At 60.5% G+C, this 4876-nt stretch carries 5 protein-coding genes; all 5 read left to right on the top strand.

Annotation, left to right across the window (positions count from 1 at the left end; all coding sequences use genetic code 11):
- Positions 1-47 precede the first annotated feature (47 nt).
- A complete protein-coding gene (locus tag VD811_08710; protein ID HXV21052.1) occupies positions 48-887 on the top strand; it encodes a glycosyltransferase in 840 nt (279 codons plus the stop codon).
- Between the two features lie 4 nt (positions 888-891).
- Positions 892-1770, top strand: a complete 879-nt coding sequence (locus VD811_08705) for a glycosyltransferase family 2 protein (GenBank protein ID HXV21051.1) — start codon at positions 892-894, stop codon at positions 1768-1770.
- A 114-nt stretch (positions 1771-1884) separates the two neighbouring features.
- Entirely contained in the window at positions 1885-3066 is a 1182-nt protein-coding gene (locus VD811_08700) for a glycosyltransferase family 4 protein (GenBank protein ID HXV21050.1), read from the top strand.
- Positions 3063-4148, top strand: a complete 1086-nt coding sequence (locus VD811_08695; GenBank protein HXV21049.1) for a glycosyltransferase family 2 protein — start codon at positions 3063-3065, stop codon at positions 4146-4148. The genes VD811_08700 and VD811_08695 overlap by 4 nt, the downstream gene beginning before the upstream one ends.
- Before the next feature lie 30 nt (positions 4149-4178).
- On the top strand, positions 4179-4876 hold a 698-nt coding region (locus VD811_08690), incomplete at its 3' end, for a DUF2304 family protein (GenBank protein ID HXV21048.1).

The raw sequence follows: 4876 nt of genomic DNA, 5'->3' as shown, positions 1-4876 counted from the left end.
TCGCCCTGGGCGAGGCAATGCCTCGCCCCTACAGTCAAAAGGCGCCAATGAAAAAAATCTCCATCATTACTCCCTGTCGCAACGCCGAACGCTTCATCGGCGAAACCGTCGAATCGGTGCTGACCCAATCGGCGCTCCTGTCGGGCCGGGCGGAGCTGGAGTACATCATCTGCGACGGGCTTTCCACCGACCGGACCGTGGCTATTGCCGAAGCTGCGTCGAAGGGATTCCGGTACGGTTCGGTACGGATTCTGTCCCGAAGCGATCACGGCATGTACGAGGCGCTGGCTGGCGGACTCAGGATGGCGACGGGCGAAATCTGTACCTATATCAATGCCGGCGACTTTTACGACAAGCATGCCTTCGATGTCGTGCTGGACATTTTCGACAGCGGCCGGGCGGAGTGGCTGACGGGCCTCTCGGTCAACTACAACGAGCAGTCGCAACTGGTAGGTATCTCCCTGCCGTTCCGCTACCGGACAAGGCTCTTCGCGTGCGGCGTCTACGGCCGGATGCTCCCCTTCGTGCAGCAGGAATCGACTTTCTGGAGCTCCCGTCTGCATCAGTTCCTTGATTTTGAGCGGCTGGCCCGATTCCGCAGCGCCGGGGATTATTACCTCTGGCACCAGTTCGCCGGGCAGGCGGAGTTGAAAGTCGTGCTGAGCCATCTCGGCGGTTTCAGAACCCACCGGGGGCAGCTCTCCCAAGACATGGCGGCCTACCAGCAGGAGATGGGCGAAATCCTTGGCGGGAAAAAGCCGAATCCGCTCGATCTGGCCTGGGCCTGTTTCGATGCCGTCATGTGGAAGGCGCCGATCGCCTGGAAGAAAAAGCTCAATCCGCACGGCCTGTTCTGTTTCAGTCACGATGAACAGCGCTGGGTCTGAAAGTATGAACGGTGGACTCAGAACTACCGGTGCCGCTCCCCGGCAATCCGAACCCGGCGCCCCGCTGGTGTCGATCGTCACCGTCGTTTTCAATGGCGCAGAGCACATCGAGCAGGCGATTACCAGCGTTTTGGGTCAGAGCTACCGGAATTTCGAATACATCGTGGTCGACGGCGGTTCCACCGACGGTACGCTCGACATCATCAGGAGATACGAGGACCGGATCGATTTCTGGGTCAGCGAAGCGGACAGCGGCATCTACAACGCAATGAACAAGGGGCTGCGGTTGGCGCAGGGAGAGTTGATCGGCCTTCTCAATGCGGATGATTTTTACGAGCCGGACGCGCTGGAGAAAACCGTAGCGGCCTACCTTGAAAAAAGAACGGAAGGTATCTATTACGGCAACAATTACGTGCTGCAGGAAGATCTATCCCTGAAGTACCGAAACCATGCCTCTCTTCGTTACTGGCTGGGAATGTCCATCTGCCATCAGGCGATGTTCGTGCATCGCGATGTTTATCGGGAGCTCGGGGGATACCGGGAGGATTTCCGGTTCGCAGCGGATTATGATTTCCTGTTGCGGGCGGCTGCCGCCAAGGTGACTATGGTTCATGTGGAAGCATATCTGGTGAACTACCGGGATACCGGCCTGACCAGCCGGTATTATGTCGCGTCACTGGCCGAAGCGAAACAGATCAACCGGGGCAGCTTCGGACGGTTCAGCCGTCGGCATGCCGCTTATCTCGCCAGCTATTACAAGACAATGATCCTGCACGTCCTTCAGCAGGTCGTACTACAGATGTGCGGCCGACAGGCGCTCGATCGGCTCAGGACCTTTTACCTGCGCAAGGTGCTATTGAAGGATGGGGATATCATCGATTGATTGGAAGCAACGATCGGCGCAAAAATATAGAGCATTTCTGTCATCACGTTGTTCGGGTTTCTCTAAATGCCATGCAAATGAGCTTGGAACAACCGTCGAATTGAGGCCGTCCCGGTGAAGATCCTGTTCGTCAGCCTGTTCCTCCCCCAACAGAAGTCCCGACACGCCGGCGGGCGGTATGTCTATGAAATTCTGCGAAACCTGGCACAGCGGCACGAGATCCACCTCGCCACTCGCCTGGAGGAGTCGGAGCTGCCGCTGCTCGATTCGCTGCGGCCGCTCTGTGCGACGATCCACCCCTTCACCTACCCGGGTGTGACGCAGCGAGGGGTGCTGGAAAGCCTGCGCCTGGTCGGCAATTATCTCGGCTTCAGCCGCTTTGCCGATCGCCTGATCCGTTCGGGAGAGTTCGATGTCGTCCAGGTGGAATGGGTGGAGACGGCCCTGCTCATCTGCAGGGGGAAGACCCCGATGGTGCTCGACGCCCACGATGTCATCACCAAACCGGCCGAGCGGCGGATGCAGCAGGCAAGGGGGGCGGCCCGACTGCCGGCCGGGCTCAGATATCTGCTGACCCGGGCGGCCGAACGCCGCATCATGCGGCGTTTTGCCGCGATCTTCACCGTCTCGGAGTTCGACCGGCACTACCTGCTGCGGATGGCGCCGGAGCTTGCGGCCAGGGTGAAGACGGTGCCGATCCCAGCGGGGATGGATATCTCCGGGCAGCACCACGCAACGAAACCGAACACGATTCTCTTCCTTGCCGCCTATCGGCACCGCCAGGTGAACGTCGATGCTGCGCTCTGGTTCTACCGGGAAGTGCTCCCTCTGGTCCGCCGCAAGATTCCCGAAGCGCGGTTCATCATCGCCGGCAACGGTCCGCCGGAAGAATTGACCATGCTAGCGGCAGCTGACCCCAAGGTGGAGGTGCCCGGTTTCGTCGACGATATTGACCGCTGCTACAAAGAAGCGGCGGTGTTCGTGGCGCCGATCTTGACCGGAGGCGGGATCATCGTCAAGATCCTCGACGCCCTGGCCGCCGCCCGACCGGTGGTCGCCACTTCCATCGGCAACGAAGGGATCGCTGCCCAACCAGGCCGCGACCTGCTGGTGGCGGACGACCCGGCGACTTTTGCAGCCCACGTGGTCAAGCTGTTGCAGGAACCGGAATACGCCCGAACCCTGGGAGCGAACGGGGCCGAATTCGTCAAGCAAAACTACGGCATCGACAGCGTGATTGCCAGGCTGGAGAACAACCTGGCCGAGGTCGCGAAGATGGAACGACAGAAACCATGATCGCCAGCCCCACCGACGCCCATCGGTCGGCAGCAACGACGGTCGCCGCTCAGCAACAGTCTGCTCCACGGCTTTCAGTTGTCATCGTCAACTGGAACGGCCTTGAGCATCTGCCGGTCTGCCTCGACAGCCTGGCCGCCCAGACGTTTCGCGATTTCGAAGTGGTTCTGGTCGACAACGGCTCCCGGGACGGCTCGGTGGAGTTCGTGCGCATCCGCTACCCCTGGGTGCAGCTCGTGCCGCTGCCGGAAAATACCGGCTTCGCCACCGGCAACAACCGCGGGTTGGAGCGCGCCCGCGGTGACTATATCGTCACCCTGAACAACGACACCCGGGTCGAGCCGGACTGGCTGGAATCCCTGGTCGGGGTTGCGGATGCTTATCCCCGGGCCGGCATGGTGGCAAGCCGGGTCTGCGCCTTTTCCGACCCCGACATCATCGACTCGATCGGCATGAACATCTGCCGGGACGGCATGGCGCGCGGGCAGTTCCGCAACAGGCGCTGGTCCTCCCTCCGGCTGCAGGAGGTGGAAGAGATCCTTATCCCCAGCGCCTGCGCAGCACTCTACAAGCGGGCGATGATCGCGGAGACCGGTTTTTTCGACGATGATTTCTTTGCCTACGCCGAAGATGTCGACCTCGGGATGAGGGGAAGGCTGGCGGGGTGGGAAGCGGTGGCTGCCACCAAGGCTGTCGTCCATCACAAATACTCGCAGACCAGCGGCAGCCTTTCGCCTTTCAAGGTCTACCTGGTCGAGCGCAATCACTACTGGGTGGTCTGGAAAAATTTTCCTGTGAGCCACCTTGCGGCGCTGCCTTTTTTTACGGTCTGGCGTTATGTCGAACAGGTGCTTGCCGTTCTGGCCGGGGGCGGAACCGGCGGCGAGTTCCGTGCCGGCGGCTCCCGGGGAGCGCTCGTCAAAGCTTTGCTGAAGGGCATTCTCGACAGCCTGCGCGGAATACTCCAGGTCCTCCGCAAGCGCCGGCAGGTGATGAATAACAGGAAGCTGCCGATGCGGGAATTCGCGAAGCTGTTGCGGCGGCATCGGCTGACTTTCAGGGAGTTGCTCGACTATGATTGAAACCAAGGCGGGAGTGGGAGGCACTCGATAATGCCGGCTATGTTCACCTTCGACAGAATCCAGCTGTTTTCCATCATCTTCAGCCTGACCATTTTCCTATTCATCTTCGGGCTGGTGAAGAACCGGCGAATCAAGGAAGAGTACTCCATTCTCTGGTTCGCCATGAGTCTGTTTCTCCTCTATCTCTCCCTCGACCGCTTCGCCATCGACCGCCTCGGCCGGTTGTTCGGCATCGCCTATCCGCCGAGCGTCCTTACCCTGATGACGACTGGCTTTACCTTTCTTCTGCTCATTCACCTGACGGTGGTCATGACCCGGCTCTCCGAGCAGAACAAGGAACTGATCCAGGAGATGGGCCTCGGTCGGCTCGAGCCGCAGACCAGAAAGGCCGATCTGCTGGTCATCGTGCCGGCCTACAACGAGGCGAAAGCCATCGCCAGGGTGATCGAGGATCTGCAGAGCATCGATGTCCCCCTGGAAATCCTGGTAGTCAACGACGGCTCGGCCGATGCTACCTCGGCTCAGGCGAGGGCGACCGGCAAGGCGCAGGTGGTCGACCTGCCGAAAAACCTGGGGATCGGCGGAGCGGTGCAGACCGGATTCAAGTATGCGGCGCGAAACGGCTACCGGGTCGCCATCCAGTTCGACGGGGACGGCCAGCATCTGGCAGCGGAGATCCCGAAGCTGCTGGCCCGGCTCGATCAGGGCGGAGTGAACATGGTGATCGG

Source organism: Desulfuromonadales bacterium (genome assembly GCA_035620395.1).
Taxonomy (GTDB): domain Bacteria; phylum Desulfobacterota; class Desulfuromonadia; order Desulfuromonadales; family DASPGW01; genus DASPGW01.
The sequence above is the reverse complement of the archived record's forward strand: the minus strand, read 5'-3'. Positions and strand labels throughout refer to the sequence as shown.

Excerpts from the sequence above, each read along its gene's own strand:
- VD811_08710 (HXV21052.1), top strand. The coding sequence starts at position 48 with ATGAAAAAAATCTCCATCATTACTCCCTGTCGCAACGCCGAACGCTTC.
- VD811_08695 (HXV21049.1), top strand. The coding sequence starts at position 3,063 with ATGATCGCCAGCCCCACCGACGCCCATCGGTCGGCAGCAACGACGGTC.
- VD811_08705 (HXV21051.1), top strand. The coding sequence starts at position 892 with ATGAACGGTGGACTCAGAACTACCGGTGCCGCTCCCCGGCAATCCGAA.